Here is a 19,706-nt window from a genome sequence, read left to right as displayed (position 1 = left end):
AAGGGTTAGAAATCAAAAAAGAGCCGCCCTTAGGTCAAGTTCGACCTAGGGACAGCTCTTCATATGCAAATCATTAATTGAAGTTTAGTACGAAGCGCTAGACTCTCCACCGGACACAATCGCAATACCCGCACTAGCTCCGATACGCGTTGCACCCGCTTCAACCATCGCCATCACGTCATCTAAGCTGCGAACGCCTCCAGATGCTTTGACACCTACATTCGGTCCAACAGTTTGACGCATCAACTTAATGTCAGCTGCTGTAGCGCCTCCTGTGGAGAAACCTGTTGAAGTTTTTACAAAATCAGCTCCAGCTTTTACAGATAATTCACATGCGCGAACTTTCTCCTCATCTGTTAATAAGCAAGTTTCAATAATAACTTTCGTTAACGCTTTGCCTTTAGCGGCATCGACTACCGCACGAATGTCTCGCTCAACGAGTTCGTCCAGTCTATCTTTTAAGGCACCGATATTAATGACCATATCCACTTCAGTTGCCCCTTTTTCAATCGCATCCTTCGTCTCGAATGCTTTAGCTTCTGGAGTAGAAGCCCCTAGCGGAAAACCAATTACCGTACAAACCTTCACTTCTGGTGTATCCTTCAATACTTCGTAAGCCGCTGCAACATTAGCCGGATTCACACACACAGATGCAAAATGGTACTGTTTTGCTTCTTCTGCTAACTGAACAATCGCAGATTTACTAGCATCCGCTTTTAATAATGTATGATCGATCAACTTTGCAATTTGTTCTTTATTCATCATCTTTTCCTCCAATTCGGACAGTTTATAACCAAGATTAGCTTCATTTGAAGCATTTCCACAACCATCTAAAACTACTATAACAATCAGATGAACATTTGTAAACTGACGACTGAAATTATGTAAAATTTATTTGTCATTTCGACTTCTATGACAAATTGACAAGTTCCGTTTATGAAAAATAGCGAATACATTGGAGGATATAAATTCAAAGAGGTGAGCTGATTGGAACATGATTCTTCAATCTCTAAAAAAGATGTGACTTATGAACTTTTTGATTTGAACCCCTCGGAATATTACGAGGAACGATTTGCTTATATTCCCGTTCGAGCAATTGTCGCGAATGAGACAAAGGCAGTTCAGCATACACTCATTTATCAAAAGTCTGCCTCCCTACATGATGCCCTGCGGACCTATATCGCAGAAGTAAATCCTCAAGCGCCCGTTAAAGTACTGGAAGTAGGCTGTGGGTCAGGAACAATTGGGGCTAGATTGAAGTCCATTTTCCCTGACATTCTCTTATATGGGGTCGATATGAGTGCCACTTGCATTGAAACTGCCAAATTAAATGGTTACGACCATGTGCTTGCCCATAATGTTGTGACGAACTTACCTTATGATGACAACCTGTTCGATTTTATTTATACCATGGATTTTTTTGGACATGTTGAGTTCAAAGATAAAGATCAAATCATTCATGAAATGAATCGAATTACAAAGCCCGGTGGTCATGGATATCATGGCATTGAAATGGGCTACATCGACTACTTGAATTGTGACCCAAAAAATCCGGAGGATCTTGTGCGCAAATATGTATATATGGAGGGACATATCGGAGTCGAGACACTGGACGATATATTAGAGAGGTTTACACCTTATTATGAAATTATACAAGCCTATCCTTGGCCCATTCGTCCGATGATCAACATTGACAACATCCTAAAAAGTAAATTTTGGGGAGAATCGTTCTGTGAGGCATTCGAGGAACACAACAACTTCTCCTCTCAAATTGCCGCTGATATGGTCATTGGATGGATCAATCAATTCTTACTCAATAACTTAAGAGAAATATTCGGCAATATCTTAACGACTTCCAATCTCACACCAACCCATAACCCCAAGTTGAACCATTTTATTGACAGTCTTCTTCAAGGGTGTGGATTTGCTATCGTCACGGTAAGAAAAGCTCACGCTTTGACCGGATAGCGCGTAGTAATTGTGCAGCTTGCTCCCCTCGCTGCTGCCATGTATTCTCAAGTGCGAATTGCCTTCTTCCATCCCGATCACCAGGCTGCTGCAAACGATGCTTAACCATCTGAACAAATGCCTCATGACTTTGTGCCACATCTACATGCGGCTTCATCAATCTGCATTCTGGTAAATTCGTTGTCACGACAGGCATCCCAGATGCTAAATACTCATAGGCTTTTACCGGATTTGTAGCGAGGGTAATGGTCGTTAAGTGAAAAGGAATGATCCCGACAGCGAATTGCCGCATGAGATTTGCTAATTCATCGTGCCTCTTGATTCCCATAAAATGAATGTTTGATCTTCGATGATGTAAATCGATGTATTTTCTCTCAAACTCAGGACCAATCAAGACGAGTTCAACCTGATCGATCGCTGCAAGCTTTCTAATAAGAGCTTCATCAAGCCAAGGCGCCCATGCACCTACATATCCAATTTGCTGAAGAGAAGGGGTTTGAGGCAGGGGAGCTGCTTGATGGTGTACATTCATTTTCAAATCATAGGCATTCCGAATAAGATGGGTTATTTTATCCGGGTAGGTAAGGCGAAGACGCCGATACAACCGCTCGGACGTACATACGATTGCAGCAGAAATAGCGACCATTTGCCGTTCAAAAGGTTGCCACTGTGGTACCTCATCCACACAATCATAAATGACCCAGTCTGATTGATATTGACGTTCAATGGAAGCAGCCTGCATCGGAAGTGTGCACCATATGCCCACATCTGTATTGGATTTATTTATTATGAAAGGGAAATGTTTTTCTAGCCATTTTTGATGATGATGGACGAGATAGAGTCGAGGCTCGATCTCTTCTATTTCTTGCTCGCTTTGCGTTAAATTACAGTAATAGATCGTGTGACCCTGTCTAGCAAACTCACTCATTAAATGCTGAGGCCGCTGTTTCATCCATGCCCAATCTAGTGTAGGCGGATAGATGATAATACTCATGCTTCAATCACCTGACCTTTGGGAGGGAAGAATCTTGCTTGTATTCATCCTGCAAATGCCAAACCAAATTGCCTCAATCGCACAAACCGAACTGCAAGTTCGTAAATGGCTGCCAGATTGTATCCTTATTAAACTCCAATCCAATTTTGCGGAGCAAATGAATACAGCGCTTCATACCTATCGGAAGATCAGCGAGAATGACGACTTTTGCTTAACACTGATAGAAGGCGAAAATCTCTCAGCCCATTTTGCAGATGAAATACACTTATGGATCAACCTACTACCGCCTCATACAGCAGGCGTGGTCGTCAAGAATTATTCCTTAAAGGGTATTCCTCGGGGTCCAATCCTATGGCGAATCTCCGCTCTCATGGACAATCGCATCCATTGTGGGTTTACTTCCCTCGATTGGCTGCCATTCGAACAATACGTGCTGCTTGATACCGCTTATCAGATCGATCCCAATTGGAGCTGGCATATCGTATGCAGTGAACATGGCGAACAAGCCTTGCATCCTCTTCCAGCTTGGAGCAAGCCGATCGAAGAATGGAACTTTATCAATCCCATTATTCATCAACCGATCATGACTAGATCCTCGCAGCTGACACCTCTTATTACCGTTGTCATGTGCACGCATAACGATGCCTCAACCATTCTATGGTCTATACGTAGTCTGCTCAATCAGACTTATACAAGATGGGAATTACTCCTTATCGATGATGCTTCAACAGACCATACAGAGGAAAAACTTGCTTCTGTTCGATCTCATCCACACATAAATGTTATCCGAAATTCAACGAATCATGGAAAGGCATACTGTTTAAATTATGCCCTCTCCATGGCCCGTGGCATATGGATGCTAGAGCTAGATGCAGATGATTGGCTTGCTCCCAACTGTCTAATGGAACTTGCGAATCAAGCACAAGAAACCCCACATGCTGGAGTTATCTGTGCAAATCATGTACTTTGGCATGAAAGGCGTAATCGACAGCTTATTCTTAAGGAGTCTCAACCTGATCCACCTTTTACTATTCAAGATTTACTAATTCGTGCTATGCCTCGTGCCCCTCGCATGTATCAAATCTCTGTCATAAAAGAGTTAGGCGGGTGGTCATGTGCAGACCCTTTTGAAGGGCGATTGTTTGAAGACATCCAAATGCTCATCAAGGTTGCCATGAGCCACCCCGTCATCACACTCGATATGTCGTTGTACCATCGTAGATTAAGAGGAACAAGTATCAGTCAGCGCAATAAAGAACATTACCCTGCTTGGGCATCTTGGATGCGAACACAGCTCGAGAAAAATCGCTCGTCAGAATAATGACGTAATCTAGACTGCTGATAACACACGTACAAACTGAATACTGGAATGCAGCACAGTTGTATCCACTGGGGGTGTCGTATAACTTGGATTCGACACTCGGACAACACTATACCCTTCGTTTACGGATAGGAGCTTACCTTCCATAAACGTGTTCGTTTGAAATACTTCAACGACATGTCCCTTGTAACTAGATAAAATTTGAGCAAAGTCCATCATAATCCTCCTGTTCGAAGTTATTAGATAACCGACGTGATATTGGCAAAAGGAATAATGACGATGTCACCGGTTGGCTCCAGTATTTGTACGAAATCGGTTCCTGTCGCAATTACTGTGCCTGATACCGTCCCTCCACCCGTTGTAATAGTCGTCGAAGTGCCGTACCGACTTTCAAATAAGGATTGTACAGCTTTAGATGGTGCTAATAACGTGTTTAACTGACCGTTAATTTGTGCGATTTCCCTCTTCATAACCAGTTGTGATTTGGCGATTTGATACACTTTTTTCTGCAAGGAAGCCGTAGCAGCTAGCAAATAACTTACTGTTTTGGATAGGGCTTTGATTCGTTTGGACAATGTATTGGTTGTCTTCATTACAAAACAGCGCAGTCGTTTGATTTGCGTTGCAAGCGGTACACGATTTGGCTTTTTACAGGTTTTTTTACAAGGCTTTTTACGAACACTTCTAATCGTGTGAAAAGCTCTAATTTTTACTTTTACCACCAAGCTTCTCCCCCCTTTCTTTCCTCGCATAACCTAGTACACATTATGTCTGACTTTAACTAGGAGTAACTCGTCTTACTTAAGATGATGAAGCGGCCTAACGCTATTACAAATTGGCTCAAGTCTGTTGGGCAAGGATACAACCAAATATTCGCTTCATACATAAACATGTTGTATACATCAGACGGATATGTAGGAGGAGACACCTTGGAGTCAATCACTACCTTTTTATCAGAATATACAGCTCGTCAGACATATTACAGCCGGATGTTCCATGGAAAATTGCACAATGAAACTTTATTCATCCTGCGGCTATTAAAGGAACGATCCTATAAAGCCATTGTCGTCTATCCCGGTGCTGTCGGGTGGGAGCCCCAACAACGACCGCAGCATTTTTTAAAAGAATTAGCGCAAAGGGGATACTTATGTTTTTTTTGTGATACGGCTGAAGAAACATTCTCTATTCGTGAGATAGAAAATAATATGTTCGTCATCCAAGGTGGGGAGGCTTTTTTACTGCCTGCTCTACGGAGTCTGTCTGTCATTGTGTTGATTAGCTGGATGGTCCAACTCGCTTGGGCGGATTTATTGCCTCATAAAATCATTTGGTATGACTTGTTAGATCAATTGGAGTTCTTCTCTCTCTATGACGAGCAAATGCGGTTGAAACATGAGGAATTGGTTAAACATGCCCCTATCTTGACTTACTCTGCTAAGCATTTACGAGATTATGTATCCAAGCGTACAGATGCGATCTATTTACCAAATGGGGTCCATGTCCCAGACTTCCAAACTTGTATGCACTCGCCTACTCCACCTGCTGAGCTGCAGTCCTTCATTGAGCAGGGGCAACCGATCATTGGATATTTTGGAGCGATTGAAAAATGGTTCGATATGGATTTAATCCATACACTCGCAGAACGTCATCCTAATTGGCAATTTGTCTGTATTGGTAATAATGGCCGAGAGGATCGGAATCATCTTATCTTACCGAGCAATATTCATTTTTTAGGTGCCAAAAATTACAAAGATTTAGCTGCGTATGGGCAATTTTTTCAAGTTGCTCTGATTCCTTTCCTTTTGAATGACATTACAAAACATGTCTCACCGATCAAGTTCTATGAATATGCCGCACTGGGCATTCCTGTCGTGACTTCGCCTTTACCTGAAATGCTGCCGTATGCATGTAAATGGGTTCAGATTGCAAGCCAGGTCGAACAGTTCGAGCAGGCTATTCTTGCCTCTCTGCATCCTTCAACTGCATTGGAGGCGAATCAAAACGGGATTCAGCTTGCCCTTGCCAATCAGTGGTCATCGCGCATTGATCAATTCGAGCAATTCCTTATGAACCATCCTATTATTTGGAAAATATATGGAAACTATCAATCTGCGAATAAAATAGCAGTCATGACTGTGACATTCCTAGATTATGAAGGGAACAATTTTTACTCAGGCGGGGCAGAGCGCTACTTGGTCGATCTATTCGAGCTCTGTAAGCAGCTAGGTATTCAGATGACCATCTATCAATACGGAAACTATGCGTGGGTGCGTAAGTTTAACGAAATCGATGTCGTTTCCTTATCAAGAGGTGGACAACGTACGCATCCCTTCTCCATCTCTACCGTTTCGACTTTCAATCGATTGTTTCAAGAGCAGACGGCTGAGCAATCCGCTGCTACGATTTACTCGGCTTATTTCAATGCATGGCCCTACGAGGCGAGTGGGTCAAGTATCGGGATCATACACGGCATCTCTTGGGACCACATGAATACCTCTTTTAAAGATGGCACGACATTCTGGGAAACGAATAGACGATTTATCGAAGGCGCACAGTTATGCGGCAATCTCGTCTCTGTCGATAACAATTGCCCGAATTGGTTCCAAACGATTGACTACACATTAGGTCAAAATATTACCGTCATTCCCAACTATGTCGATACAAGTGTATTTGTACCTCGGGATGATCACCTGGCCTTACGAGACAAAATCGTTATTTTATATCCGCGCCGTCTATACCATGCACGAGGACTCTATTTAGCACTAGAACGAATAGATGCCATTTTGGAAAGGTATCCGCAGGTCGAGTTTCATTTTGTAGGAAAAGGTTCTGAAGAAGATACCCAACATGTAACTGGAAAAATAAAAAAATGGCCCGGTCGCATCAAATGGTACTCCCTTCCACTAGAAGAAATGTCAAAAGCTTATCAAGAAGCAGACATCACCATCATTCCAACCTTATTCAGTGAAGGCACCAGCCTGTCTTGTCTAGAGGCAATGGCATGCGGCAATGCTGTAATTGCAACAAGGGTAGGGGGGCTGACTGATCTTGTCATCAATCAATATAATGGTTTATTAATTGAGCCTCATGGCGCCGCACTTGAAGAGGCAATCTGCGATCTACTTGAACATCCAGATAAACTATTATCATTCAAAAGTAAAGCCCAGGGTGTTGCAACTGCATTTTCCAAATTACGATGGGATAATCAGTGGAAGAAATTGTTAAAATCATGCATAAGCACTCCTAGTGAATCCAATCTGACTCCGGTACGAAATGCCAAACGCCTCATTGAAATTTACGTCGAACAGTCCCCGCAACACGATACAAAATTGGGGCAGATGATTATTCAATACTTACAAAGCGGGGAACTTATCTATCTCCGTATCCGGCACTTAGCTGGCATGCATTTCTATTCCTTCGGCAGACTGCAATGGATGAATTGGGAAGATGAACACTATGCTCAGCCCGATATAGTCATCGCTGAAGAGGCAATTTATACGGAAATCCCTGTTCAGGTTCATGCCCTGTGGACAGCTAGAGGTGAGTGCGTATGGATATCGTAATTCTGGGTGTCACCCAGCGAACAGGCTCAACGCTCGTACAGCGTATTTTTAATAGCAGGAAACAGACGCTGATCTGGGGTGAGCAGGGTGGCATCCTTAAAGGTTTTACCGAATTCCGCAAAGATTTAGAGCATTTCTCAACTTGCAGCGAGTCAGAGAAGCAAAATTATTTTGGCAGACAAGAAGATCCGAATACGTGGATTGCGAATATGACACCGGATCACCCCTTCATACATGAGGCTATCATCGAGGGCGCGCGGACGATGCTTCAAGCCTTATATGTTCAGCACCGCAATAATCACGATCGGATTGGATTCAAGGAGGTACGCTATGGCAGAGACGAAATTGAGCTGCTTAAGATGATCTTTCCACAAATGATAATCATCCTACTCGTTCGTCATCCAGTAGATATATGGCGAAGTGAGAAACGCTATTGGGCAAGTGATATTAAAAAATTCGCTGCGACTTGGAATAAGCATGCCCATGAATATTGGCAACTTCAAAATGATGCAAACTCCATTTATTTATTCCGATACGAAGATATCAACAATCGAGAAGAACATACGCTTCACATGCTCTCTAAGCTTGCAGATGTATCCGTCGAAGACATTCAACACGTATTATCCGTTCAGCTGAACAGTACAAGTCGACGTAGGACGCACAAAGAAATACAAGCAATCAGACAATATTGCAGTGAGGGAATGAACCTTTATGGATACGAGTAAGGAGAGTATTCATTACCTCATCTGGTTAACAGGACTCTCCGGTGCTGGAAAGACAACCTTGGCTCAGGCACTTAAACTTAGGCTGGATCCATCCATTATTCTTGATGGCGATGAATTAAGACAAGGATTGAATCGTGATCTCGGATTTACGACAGAGGATCGCTGTGAGGTAGGGCGCCGGACAGGGGAAGTGGCGAAATTGCTTCTTACTGCTGGATTCCATGTCATTGTTTCTTCCATTTCTCCGTATCGTCTTATTCGTGATCAAGTGCGCAGCGGGGTGGGTACCGAGCAATTTATTGAGGTGTATGTGGAATGCCCGCTGGAAATTTGCCAGCAGCGTGATCCTAAAGGTTTGTACCAAAAAGTAGAATCCGGTGAACTGAAACAATTCACAGGGATTCATCAATCCTACGAACCTCCGTTAGCTCCTCAAGCGATCTGCCCCACTCACTTAAAAACGGTACAAGAGTGCATGGATCTCATTCTTGCAGCTATACCCACTTCACACAAAAAATAAGGATAGTGCCGCAGATGAAATTGATTCGCGGTCACTATCCTTATTTTATTCCTCTTATTCTGATCCTCGGTTGTAATGCTCCACAAGTTTATCTAACCTTTGAATCTGATAGCCGTAATCATACATCACAGTTGCTACAATCATCATGCGATGCATGCCATCACGGCGATCTTCATACTGGTCCAAGACAAGTCCCATGAATGTCTCATTCTCTTCTTCTAAAAGAAGTCCATCCGTACACTCTGGCTTGAGCATGTCATCGAATTTGAGCAGTACATGTTCATGGAATTTTATTAATTTCTCCAAATGCTGATCGAAAATATCATCCGTCTCTTGCGTTCGTGGCGAGTGAAAATAATGTTCCTCCACTACATCCAGCACTTCTGCGCCTTTACGAAGCGTGTGCAGCATTTTCTTATAAATAACTAACTCTCTTGCCTGCGAGTATTTCGCCTTCTTAAGTTTCTTCAGCTCTTCCTCAAACAATTTATATTTATCCGCAATCGACTTAAGTGAATCCTCCATCGATTGTTTCTCATCCCGATACACACTCTCTTTGATTTCATCTGAAATCACGGTACGAAGCAGCAAAGAAAGCTTAGAGAACACCGTATGAATATGTCCGACAAACTGCTCCTTTGGTTTAGGTGGGAAAAATAAAATATTAATTAAAAAGGCCGAACACATTCCAATTAAAATAAGTAAAAATCGATTAAGTGCAAATTCCCATTCACCAGATGCTTCCATTACTGCAATTACGGTTACAAGTGTCAGTCCGATCGTCTCTTCCATGCGAAGCTTCAAACAAAGCATAATAACTAAAATACATACAAGTCCTACTGCAATGGGCTCTTTTGAGAAGAAAAAACCTCCCAGCACCGCAAGTATCGCGCCTAATGTATTCGTCTGAAGCTGCTCCATAAAATATCGCCAAGATCGATAAATAGAAGGCTGCATCGCAAAAATCGCCGCTACAGCTGCAATTACTGGACTTGAAAAATGGAATAATGTGCTGATAAACAGAGACAAGGTAACTGCCATCCCCGTCTTGAGCACTCTAGCTCCAAAAGTCACAGTCGTTCCTCCCTCTTACATGTTAAGTACCCTATATCTTACATGATATAAAAGTGAAATACCATGACATAACTGAAACCCAAATTGAATCTATTCTACATTCTTTTTTTCCAGAAGCATTCGAGCTGTATGGTGATCCGTCACAAGTACATTCGCATATTTCGCCTTCAAGGCTCCACGGATACCTGCCACTTTCTTCGCTCCACCTGCAACAAGAATAGACTGCTCCTTCGAGCTTAACTCAAGAAGTTCAATCCCAATTGTGCGTGCGTTCAAAGCTTCGTTACAGATGTTACCATCTTGATCAAAAAAGCGAGAAGCAATATCGCCAACCGCGCGATTCATAATGAACTGTTCTTCCTCTTCTGTCAAATAACCGACCTGAAAAAGCAGTGAATCCGTTTTCGGCACGCCAATTGTAAATAACGCAATATTCGCCTGTCTGCCCATGTCCAGCAGTTTTCGAATATGACGATCTTTCTCTATGGCCTCTTTGACGACGACGTGGTCGACAATCGCGGGGAGAGGAAGCTGATACGATTTCGCATCATAGGCTTGTTCGAACAGATGGACAGTCTCCGAAGCGAACGTCTTCGTCTCCGAATGACTCACTCCGCCCTTTAATTGCACAATCCGAACATCCTTCACATGCTTATGCTCTAAATGCAAGGCGACTTGATAGAGTGTCGTTCCCCAGCTCGTGCCGATCAAATCACCGTCTTGTACAATTTCATTTAAATATGCAGCCGTTAATTGCCCCAAATACTGTTTGATAACATCGTCTTCATACACAGGAACAGAGGTAACAAGAGCCCTCTTCAGTCCAAATGTATGCTCCAGCTCCTGTTCAAGTAACTTACTATTTTCTGTAGGGTCCGTAATTCGAATTTCAACAATGCCCTCTTCTTTTGCTTGCTGCAACAGCCGCGAGACAGTTGGACGCGATATCCCAAGCTGATTCGCAATATCCTGTTGACTGTAGTCGTACAAATAATAAAGCTTGGCTGCTTCAATCATTTTTTGCAACTTCACGAATTCCATCAAGCCTCCAATGTCCCTGTTTCATCACTTTCCCTGATTGTGACACAGGGCTCAGACCGGTGCAAGCGCATTACGCCGATCATGCTCATTATATTAAGCTTTTCTAGTCACTAGGAGCGGATCTTTCCTACGGTTCATAACTAGAATCATGATCATTGTCAGTGCTTCAGCTGTAACAGGTACCAGCCAGATCCCATTCACACCTAGGAAGTTTGGCAAGATCCAAAGCAGCGGGAACACCAATAGTAACCCACGACTTAGAATAATAAACGTAGAACGCTTCGTCTGTCTAATCGACTGGAAGTACTCGGCATATACGATATTGAAACCGAGGAAAATATATTGAATAAAGAATAGTCCAATCCCTTTAACTGTAAAATCAAGCAACTGCTGCGATTGAATATCAAACAGCATGACAATATATTTGGCACAAATAAACCCTAACACAACCGCAATAATGCCACATACCACGGCTGTTTTCACGGCAAGTCGCAACGCAGCTTTCATGCGATCAAACAACTCTGCACCAAAGTGGTAGCTGACGATTGGCTGCAGCGCAGCCCCAACACCGAAGAAGACGAGGAGTGCCATCGTATGAATGTTATTTACGATTGCAAAGCCAGCAACCCCTATCTCGCCTGCATGTTTAATAAAGGCCACATTGTATCCGACTGTAACGATCGCTACTGACATTTCCGTCACAAAACTAGGGAATCCAATTGTCATAATGTCCTTCACAATAGCCCAATCAAACCGCAGCTTGGTCCATTTCAATAGGCTATCCTTTTTGAAAAAATGAGTGAGGAGCACGAGGAAACCAATAGCAGCAGATAAAATCGTCCCAAGCGCGGACCCTCTAACGCCCCAATGAAAAATAAAAATAAATACGTAATTAAAAATAATATTCAAAATTGCAGTAATGATGAGTCCTGTCATCGCAAGTCGCGGATTGCCGTCGTTACGAATAAAAATACTCAGTACATTTTCCAATACATAAATAACCCCGAACATTAACAAAACTTTTAGGTATTCCAATGTATACGGCAAAATGACTTCATTGGCACCGAACAAATAGGCAAGTCCCTCTATGTTCCATAAACACACGACCATTAAGATGCCAACCACAACCACGGCAAGTGTAATCGATTGTGTGAAGATATGCCTAGCACGTTCGATTTTATTCTCCCCAAGTGCGATGGAATACAGGGTTGCTCCCCCCATCCCGATCCATAATGAAATCGCAAAAATAATCGGGAACACAGGAGATGCGACGTTAACACCCGCAAGACCGAGTTGTCCCACACCGCGGCTAACCATAATCCCATCAATAATAATGTTAATCGACATGAGCACCATACCCAGTACGGCAGGTACCAAATAAGACACAAACAACTTCCGAATACTTTTCGTCCTTAAATCTTGATGAATGACTTCTTGTTGCATGATAATTTCCCCTTTTCTTCTTGCTCTCAACAGCTTAAACTCTCAAGTAACTTGAAGGTCAAGCGATAAGTAGGGAAACGTTTTATCCATGAACCGGAATTTGAATTTCGGTTATATATTCCTCCGTATTCTTGGTCATGGAAAAATCGACAATGCAGAGTTCAATTGCATCTCCAAGGATCTCATAACCATTTTGCTTAATTGCGGAGAGAAGTTGTTCATATGTCTGACCTGTTCGTTCATAAGGTCCATGATGATACATAGAAGCAAACATTCCCTCAGCTATCGAATCAAAGTTTGCGGCATCATATGGAATATCATTCATATGAAGAAACACACGGTTAAACGATTGAAACTGACCGTGAGAAAGTGCTTCTTTCGCGACAGTGACCCCAATGGCACCTGTATACAGCATGATTTCACTCCACTTTGCATCTTGCAATACCATCTTTTGCAGATTATGAATACAATACTCGAACATCTCATCCGTTGCATTTGGTACAATTGCGACAGAGGCGATCATTCGTCTCGGAAGGGATTTGAACATCACGGTCTGCTGTGGCGTTTGCATCGCATCTTGGATGACTTCGATGCCACTGTTCATTTTTAAAAGCAAATATTCGATTTCTTTCTGCTTCTGAATCATTAAATTTTTTTGCTGCATTAATAGATCAAGCGCATAGGAAGGTGTTCGTTCATCCATGTATCGTTTGATTACCTTAAGTGGAAGGTTCAAGTGCCGCAGAAATTTAATATGATCAATTGTCGAAAACTGGTCAATTGTATAATATCGATACTGTGTCTTCGGATCGACCATCTTCGGTGTAAAAATGTCCATTTCGTCATAGTAGCGAAGGGTAGATTCTGCTACTCGATGCATCTTAGCCATTTCACCGATCGTAAACCGTTGATTGATTAACATAAACCTTCACCCATCCTCTTGAATTCGATGAAAAAAGACTTTTACTTCTAGCGCGAATGCGCTTCGTAAAAGTCTCTTCTATCCTTTATTCTACTTAATTGCGATATAAATATCCACTTGAGCGTCATTCGGGTTGCTGCTGCGCTCATCGTAATACTCAAAATCGCCTGTGTACGTACGCACTTCATTCGTTGTCTGCATCCACTGCCATATTGCTTGCCAAGTCACCGGAACGACTTCCATAAACGGACCTTTCGGTGAAGTAAATACCGCATATTTAGCAGCAGGAATGACTTTACCAACCATCCCATCTGGAATGGTATCCAATGTATGCACAGTCATACCAATGACCATATCATACTCCCCAGAGACATCACTCTCATAGTTCGTATACAGGCCAAGGAGGACAGGTTGCTCTGCCTGATTGGGAATCTTCTCTCCAATTTGCTGTTCCACATATTGCTGCCACAGTTTAGGGATTGCTCCGTTTGGTCCCATCTCACATGCATTCGAGGTCCTGGTTACAATACCGACCATTTTCATTTCATCACGCGTCGTAATAATAGGTGTTAGGACACAACCTTCATGGCTGTCAGACCAGCGTTTAAGATGAGGCATGCTTTGATTCAAGATCGCTCTTGCTTGATTCTCCTCCATACCGCTCTCCACCATATGAGGGACACATACTGCAATCATTTCTTCCATGGATAAATCGGGCTGTATGAAAGCACCCTGTTCATAACAGTATTTGCAGTAATCTGCACTCTTGCTCCCGTCTTTCTCTGTTCCTCTTACTTCATCATTTTCCATTGGCATGCCACAACTTTGACAAAATTTTATTGCCATCATCCATCACTCCTATACGTTTTTCTCTATTGTACAGAAGTAAACTTGACAACAGAGTGTCAGGTTTACTAGATTTCTTTGCAATCATTTAATACAAGGCTTGAATCTCGCCAACAATGCTCTTGATCTTCTTGCGTAGATGTTCAGGTTCCATCACTTCAACGTTCGGTCCAAAGCTCAAGATGAAGCCATATAACCAATTGTCTTCTGGGAAAGAAGCTTGTACTTCATACTTCCCACCCTCAACTGCAAGTAAGCTCTCTACCCCGAACCACTCTTCAGCCAGATGCTTCACCTTCTCATCAAACCGCAGCTTGATCTGCGACCGCACACCTGAATCGCTCTTACGATTGTCCCACGGTAAATCCTCAATCACAATATTCTCGCGTATAAATCCCGTGTCTTCGATCTTCAAATCTTTCATCCGAAACAATTTAAAAAAGCGGAAATCATGACGCTCTCTACAGTAAGCGTACAAATACCATTTTTGACTTTTAAGCACAAGTGTATACGGCTCGACTTTCCTTGATGTCAGATCTCCGTTTGCGCTGCAATACGTAAAGAATACCGTCCGAAGCTGCTCAATCGCTTCTTTTAACAGCTTAATTTTATCCTCTAGCCATTGATTCTGACCCCATGGTGCGAAATCGATAAATAATTGTTTCGTTTTAAAATGAAAAGCTTCTGCATGTGTATCTGGAATCATACTGCTCATTTTCTCAAGTAAAATCTGATTATCTGCACTATGATGCGTGGAAGAAACGCTTTGCAGAGCTGTTACAATGGCTGCCAACTCATTGTTGGTAAGCAGATTCTTATCCAGCCTATATCCCTCTGCTATGCCGATTCCCCCATTCACACCTTGATAGGTGATAACCGGAATCCCTGCTTGATTAATCGTATCAATGTCTCGATAAATCGTTCGAATCGACACCTCGAACATATCAGCCAAATCCTTAGCCTGTACAAGCTTCCGATTCACGAGCAGCATTATGATGCCTAGCAGCCGATCCATCTTCATATCCTTAACCTCCTGCTTCGAAAATAGTAGATTTCGAATTCCCCTGCTTCTTCTCCCATTGTCTCTGGCCCATACTGAAAAATGGGTAGGCGACGAAAGATAGCACCATCAAGATTCCGAATAAAAGCGGACCTTGGTTATAACCGAGCACTTGCAATAAATAGCCGCCGAGCCAGACGCATGCGCTTTGCCCGATAAACATGAATCCTGCCGCCCCATAGTATGTGCCTCTTAAATGCTGCGGTGCAATTTCTCCAATTAACACATCGCCGATAACAAAAGCTAATATCTCACCTACTGTAAATAAAACCATGGCAACTGCAAGCCATATCATATTCTGTGTCAACCCAAATCCAAACAGCCCGATTCCGAATAAAATACAGCCCAGCTTTAAGGCCGTTAGGGAAGAATATCGCTTCATGATCTTCACGATTGGATATTGCAGCACAAGCACGGTAATTGTGTTTATTATGTATAGGAATGAAAATGTATCGACACTGTAATGTCCAATGTATTGTGACAATGTCCCGTTCAGATTCGAGTAGGCACCTGCTACGAAAATGTTACCCAGCAGAAAATACAGGAATACTTTATCTGTGAACACAATCCGAATCATCTGATTCATTCGTATGGAATCGGATTTCTCGTACTTTTCTTCTTTATATTTGAGCGAGTACCCAATCAAGACTACCGTATAGAAGGCAAATATAGAAGCACTCACAAAAAACGGCAACTGAGAAGAACTCCCTCCCATGCCAAGCTTGAGACCGATTAAAGGACCAATCGTTCCACCCACATTAATTGCAAAATATCTCGCATTAAATACATCTGCACGGCGTTCTTCGGTCGTTACATCTGCAAGCAGTGCCCTTGCCGTCGGCTCGAACACGCTTCTGAAAATACCGTTAAGTGCATTAAGTACGAAGAACATCCACGTCTCTTCTGCATAAGCAAATCCAAGGAGAACTAAGCTCCATAACGCCATCGAAATAATCATCACCGGATATCGGCCAAATAGATCTGAAAGAGCACCACCAATAAAGCTAGTTAATGTCCCAATGAATAAGCTCACGGCAAGAATCGCCCCGACTGTAGCTGGATCAATTCCTTTGACCTTACCCAGATAGATAGCTAAGAAGGGAATGGTCATAAAGAATCCCGTGCGAGAGAGAAAAGTTCCAATGATGAGACCCCAGGCAACAGGGTGGAATCCTCCTAATTTAAAGAATTTTCTAACATTTACACCCATGTGTTCACCTCTCTACGAATACGAACGTATATTTCTATATTACTAAAAGGGCTTCAAAATTTGAAGCCCTTCAATAAAAATACTCGCTATTATTCTGCTTCGATTCCCGAATCTGGACCTTCTTCAGAGAATAGTTGATCTGCCAATTTTTGGTACAAATCTTTATCTCCATATAGTTTCCAAACTCCGTTCACTTTACGGAACTTGAATGTATCTTCAATTTTAAATTTCTGAGTTAGACTCTTATCTTCATTGCCAATTTTCCACTCCACTTCAAGCCCACTCACTTTAATCGCTGCATAGCGATCAGAAACATAAGCAACCTCAGTCTTCAGATCGCCTAAGAATGTAGCCTCTGCTTTAATATCTTGTTCGAATAGCTTTTTAAAAACTTCCAACCCGACTTCACCAGAAGCAGCTTCATAGCCCATTGTTTCTTCTGCATAATATTTGTATCCTGCTTCTAGATCTTTGGATTCAATTAATTTCTTGGTGACATCGTTTGAATCATTCATCTTTTTAATAAATATTTCTGTGTCGGGAAGTGACTTCTGCTCCTTATGAAGCGCACGCTCAATCATGCTTGCTGCTTCTGCTCTTGTTGCATTGTTCTCTGGTCTGAACTCATCACCATAACCCACAACTACGCCAGCTTTGCTGATCTGCTCAATGTCCGCTTTTGCCCAGTGATCTTGAATGTCTTTAAACGCTACAGCCTGTCCATCAAACGAAATCGTTTTTTCAAAGAATCGATTCATAATTGCTGAAACTTCTGCGCGAGTAATGGATTCATTCGGTGCAAACTTTGTTTCGCTCTTACCTGCAACGATGCCAAGCTTACTTGCTGTAGCAACCGTATCATGGAACCAATCTTCTTTTGTAGAATCTTCAAACCGCGTTTCGGAAGCTTCGATCTTCACATCAGCAGCGCGAAGCAAGATAGCGACGAACTCTGCTCGTGTCACGTTTCCTTCAGGTTTAATTAATCTAACGCCATTTTCTTCGTAACCTTTAAGTACATCTGCTTGTACAAGATCAATCATCGTATTCGTTGCCCAATGATTCATCATGTCCTCAGCAAAATATTGTAATCTTGGGTCTACCTTCAGTTGTTCGTCTTTGTTTTCCGCAGCTAATGCACCTGTTGGTACAGCAGTTGTAACCATAGCAAGCACAGCTACGCTCAATAACCATTTTTTCATTTGTTTCTCTTCTCCTTCTCTAGTTGCAATTGTTTTCCAAGACATATTTTATAAAATTTCCAAAATAATTACATCAGGTATAAAATGGTAGTCTAGATCATGCTTAGATACCGATCTCTCCTAGTTCACAAAAAAATAAGTAATGGTATAATGACATGTGCCTAATTTTTTTATCAAACATTGGAGGTGTATGATCATCCACCGAGTAAGTAGAAATGATCCATGTCCATGCGGCAGCAAAAAAAAATACAAACGCTGCTGTCTTGAAAATGATCAAATGCATAACATTATACCGACTGTTGCCTTTATGCCGGGTAAATCTGGATCAACTAAATTCACAGAAAAAATGGTCCAAGACTTGATCGATACCCAGTTAAATTGGAAACAGCCTCAATATAAAACGACCGCTGAACACCTATTTGCGCAAATGACAGGTGTATATGATTGGAAATATATTACAGAAGCCGTTTTCTTGTGGCATTCCTATGTCAATGATACAGAGCCTGTCATTCGTAAAGAAGGGGCTTTCGCAGCTGCAATCGAATACTACATTGCCCAGGAATATACGCATAACCAAATTACACAATCTCATTTAGCTGAAAAATATGACGTGTCTTCCGGTACCATTTCACAGCGCTTCCAACAGGTAATTGAATATATGGAAGTCGTAGATTACGGCAATAGAAATGAAATCGAAGAGAATAATCCATTAGCTCGCCTTCCGATCACGGAGCAGGATTTGATGCAGGTGCAGCAATTGTTCGAAGGTACCTCTAACCATGCTGCAAGTAAGATCAAAACGGCCTCATTTATTGACCGGCTTATGAATGAGCCTGCTGCAGCTAACCAGACGAAAATGACAAGCAAAGAAGAAGCACAAGCTTGCCTTTACGATGCATGGAAAGAGTCCGATATCGAGACGCGTACGGAACTAGCAAAAAAAGCTTTAGCTCTATATCCAAACAGTGCTGATGCGTATACGATTCTAGCAAAGGCATCCACACAAGTAGAAGAAGCTTTGGAATTATACTTAAAGGGGATGCATGTAGCAGAACAAGAGCTAGGTGCTGCAAGCTTTGAGTTAAATACGGGACATTTCTGGGGAATTGTATCTACTCGTCCTTATATGCGTGCTAAGATCGGCTATGCACAAATGTGCCATCAATTAGGTCATATGCGTGAAGCCATCATGCATTATGAACACATGTTAACGCTCAATCACAGCGATAACCAAGGCGTTCGTTACTTGCTTCTAACGGCTTATTTAAGCACGAAGCAGACTTATAAAGCAGAACAACTCCTTCAACAGTATAAAGATGACGATTGTGCAAACATGAACTTCAATCGTATGTTGATTCATTTTGAACGACAAGGCATTACCAAGCAGTTAACCTCCCTCTGGAAAGATGCTGCTGCTCAGAATCCACATGTTGCTGCCTATTTAACTGGCGATAAGAAAATTCCACGTAAGACACCAGAATTCATGGGATACGGCGATGATAGCGAAGCGATTCACTATGTACAAGGCCACATTCATCTCTGGAACTTGCAACCGGATCTCATCAAGTGGGTTACGCGTAAACTGAAGTAAGATTGCTCAAAGCTATTCATTAGCCAAGGTCGCTATGACGAACTTGGCTTTTTGTGTATAATGGAAATACTGGAAAATTAGGATGAAAAGGGGTATGGAGTCAGATGCTGTCGCGTGATATTTTAACAGAGGAAGAACTGCGAATGTTACTATCCAAAGATGATAGCATGATTGTTTCAAAATCTCCGGAATTACCCCCTTCAGAGGAACTTTCTTCTTTTATCCC

The 19,706-nt window shown here is 42.3% G+C and carries 18 protein-coding genes; 6 read left to right on the top strand and 12 right to left on the bottom strand.

Annotated features, from left to right (window positions below):
* Nucleotides 1-84: 84 nt before the first annotated feature.
* Complete coding sequence (deoC, locus tag ACSBOP_RS04235) at nt 85-762, bottom strand: deoxyribose-phosphate aldolase (RefSeq protein ID WP_442604369.1); 678 nt, start codon at nt 760-762, stop codon at nt 85-87.
* A gap of 225 nt (nt 763-987) precedes the next feature.
* On the opposite strand from deoC, the gene ACSBOP_RS04230 reads away from it, so the two are divergent.
* Entirely contained in the window at nt 988-1,968 is a 981-nt protein-coding gene (locus ACSBOP_RS04230; RefSeq protein ID WP_442603223.1) for a class I SAM-dependent methyltransferase, read from the top strand.
* Here ACSBOP_RS04230 and ACSBOP_RS04225 read toward each other — a convergent pair.
* Entirely contained in the window at nt 1,934-2,962 is a 1,029-nt protein-coding gene (locus ACSBOP_RS04225) for a glycosyltransferase (RefSeq protein ID WP_442603222.1), read from the bottom strand. The genes ACSBOP_RS04230 and ACSBOP_RS04225 overlap by 35 nt on opposite strands.
* A 34-nt stretch (nt 2,963-2,996) precedes the next feature.
* On the opposite strand from ACSBOP_RS04225, the gene ACSBOP_RS04220 reads away from it, so the two are divergent.
* Nucleotides 2,997-4,283 (top strand): glycosyltransferase family 2 protein, encoded by a 1,287-nt coding sequence (locus ACSBOP_RS04220; RefSeq protein WP_442603221.1) that lies wholly within the window; start codon nt 2,997-2,999, stop codon nt 4,281-4,283.
* Between the two features lie 9 nt (nt 4,284-4,292).
* Here the strand turns inward: ACSBOP_RS04220 and ACSBOP_RS04215 are convergent, their stop codons facing one another.
* Together ACSBOP_RS04215 and ACSBOP_RS04210 are read right to left on the bottom strand one after the other, a co-directional pair.
* Nucleotides 4,293-4,502 carry a hypothetical protein gene (locus ACSBOP_RS04215; protein ID WP_442603220.1) on the bottom strand — a complete coding sequence of 70 codons (210 nt, stop codon included), beginning with the start codon at nt 4,500-4,502 and terminating at the stop codon, nt 4,293-4,295.
* A 20-nt stretch (nt 4,503-4,522) separates the two neighbouring features.
* Nucleotides 4,523-5,005: a hypothetical protein gene (locus ACSBOP_RS04210; RefSeq protein ID WP_442603219.1), complete on the bottom strand. Its 483-nt coding sequence runs from the start codon at nt 5,003-5,005 to the stop codon at nt 4,523-4,525.
* Between the two features lie 207 nt (nt 5,006-5,212).
* Here ACSBOP_RS04210 and ACSBOP_RS04205 point away from each other — a divergent pair, with 207 nt between their 5' ends.
* Genes ACSBOP_RS04205 through cysC form a run of 3 tightly spaced genes read left to right on the top strand, consistent with a single transcriptional unit; the run spans nt 5,213 to nt 9,091 of the window.
* A complete protein-coding gene (locus ACSBOP_RS04205) occupies nt 5,213-7,846 on the top strand; it encodes a glycosyltransferase (RefSeq protein WP_442603218.1) in 2,634 nt (877 codons plus the stop codon).
* The gene (locus tag ACSBOP_RS04200; protein WP_442603217.1) at nt 7,834-8,571 is read left to right on the top strand and encodes a sulfotransferase; all 738 of its coding nucleotides are present in this window, start codon (nt 7,834-7,836) and stop codon (nt 8,569-8,571) included. The genes ACSBOP_RS04205 and ACSBOP_RS04200 overlap by 13 nt, the downstream gene beginning before the upstream one ends.
* Nucleotides 8,558-9,091 carry an adenylyl-sulfate kinase gene (cysC, locus tag ACSBOP_RS04195; RefSeq protein WP_442603216.1) on the top strand — a complete coding sequence of 178 codons (534 nt, stop codon included), beginning with the start codon at nt 8,558-8,560 and terminating at the stop codon, nt 9,089-9,091. Before ACSBOP_RS04200 ends, cysC begins: the two co-directional genes overlap by 14 nt.
* Before the next feature lie 54 nt (nt 9,092-9,145).
* Here cysC and ACSBOP_RS04190 read toward each other — a convergent pair whose 3' ends face one another.
* The 8 genes from ACSBOP_RS04190 to ACSBOP_RS04155 form a co-directional block, all read right to left on the bottom strand.
* Nucleotides 9,146-10,165 carry an FUSC family protein gene (locus ACSBOP_RS04190; RefSeq protein ID WP_442603215.1) on the bottom strand — a complete coding sequence of 340 codons (1,020 nt, stop codon included), beginning with the start codon at nt 10,163-10,165 and terminating at the stop codon, nt 9,146-9,148.
* Nucleotides 10,166-10,255: 90 nt separating this feature from the next.
* Nucleotides 10,256-11,206 carry a sugar-binding transcriptional regulator gene (locus tag ACSBOP_RS04185; RefSeq protein ID WP_442603214.1) on the bottom strand — a complete coding sequence of 317 codons (951 nt, stop codon included), beginning with the start codon at nt 11,204-11,206 and terminating at the stop codon, nt 10,256-10,258.
* A 93-nt stretch (nt 11,207-11,299) separates the two neighbouring features.
* Nucleotides 11,300-12,649 (bottom strand): MATE family efflux transporter, encoded by a 1,350-nt coding sequence (locus tag ACSBOP_RS04180; RefSeq protein ID WP_442603213.1) that lies wholly within the window; start codon nt 12,647-12,649, stop codon nt 11,300-11,302.
* An 82-nt stretch (nt 12,650-12,731) separates the two neighbouring features.
* The gene (locus ACSBOP_RS04175; protein WP_442603212.1) at nt 12,732-13,571 is read right to left on the bottom strand and encodes a MerR family transcriptional regulator; all 840 of its coding nucleotides are present in this window, start codon (nt 13,569-13,571) and stop codon (nt 12,732-12,734) included.
* A gap of 90 nt (nt 13,572-13,661) precedes the next feature.
* Nucleotides 13,662-14,420 (bottom strand): effector binding domain-containing protein, encoded by a 759-nt coding sequence (locus tag ACSBOP_RS04170; protein ID WP_442603210.1) that lies wholly within the window; start codon nt 14,418-14,420, stop codon nt 13,662-13,664.
* Nucleotides 14,421-14,505: 85 nt separating this feature from the next.
* Nucleotides 14,506-15,438 (bottom strand): helix-turn-helix transcriptional regulator, encoded by a 933-nt coding sequence (locus ACSBOP_RS04165; protein WP_442603209.1) that lies wholly within the window; start codon nt 15,436-15,438, stop codon nt 14,506-14,508.
* Between the two features lie 4 nt (nt 15,439-15,442).
* Nucleotides 15,443-16,687 carry an MDR family MFS transporter gene (locus ACSBOP_RS04160; RefSeq protein WP_442603208.1) on the bottom strand — a complete coding sequence of 415 codons (1,245 nt, stop codon included), beginning with the start codon at nt 16,685-16,687 and terminating at the stop codon, nt 15,443-15,445.
* Nucleotides 16,688-16,776: 89 nt separating this feature from the next.
* On the bottom strand, nt 16,777-17,889 hold the full coding sequence (locus ACSBOP_RS04155; protein ID WP_442603207.1) for an S-layer homology domain-containing protein: 1,113 nt from the start codon (nt 17,887-17,889) through the stop codon (nt 16,777-16,779).
* Between the two features lie 190 nt (nt 17,890-18,079).
* Between ACSBOP_RS04155 and ACSBOP_RS04150 the strand changes: the two genes are divergently transcribed.
* Nucleotides 18,080-19,480: an SEC-C metal-binding domain-containing protein gene (locus ACSBOP_RS04150; protein WP_442603206.1), complete on the top strand. Its 1,401-nt coding sequence runs from the start codon at nt 18,080-18,082 to the stop codon at nt 19,478-19,480.
* The last annotated feature ends 226 nt before the right edge of the window (nt 19,481-19,706 follow it).

The sequence above is a fragment of the Paenibacillus sp. KN14-4R genome, assembly GCF_052180255.1.
In the GTDB taxonomy this organism is placed as follows: domain Bacteria; phylum Bacillota; class Bacilli; order Paenibacillales; family NBRC-103111; genus Paenibacillus_AM.
This window is presented reverse-complemented; position numbering and strand designations above follow the sequence as displayed.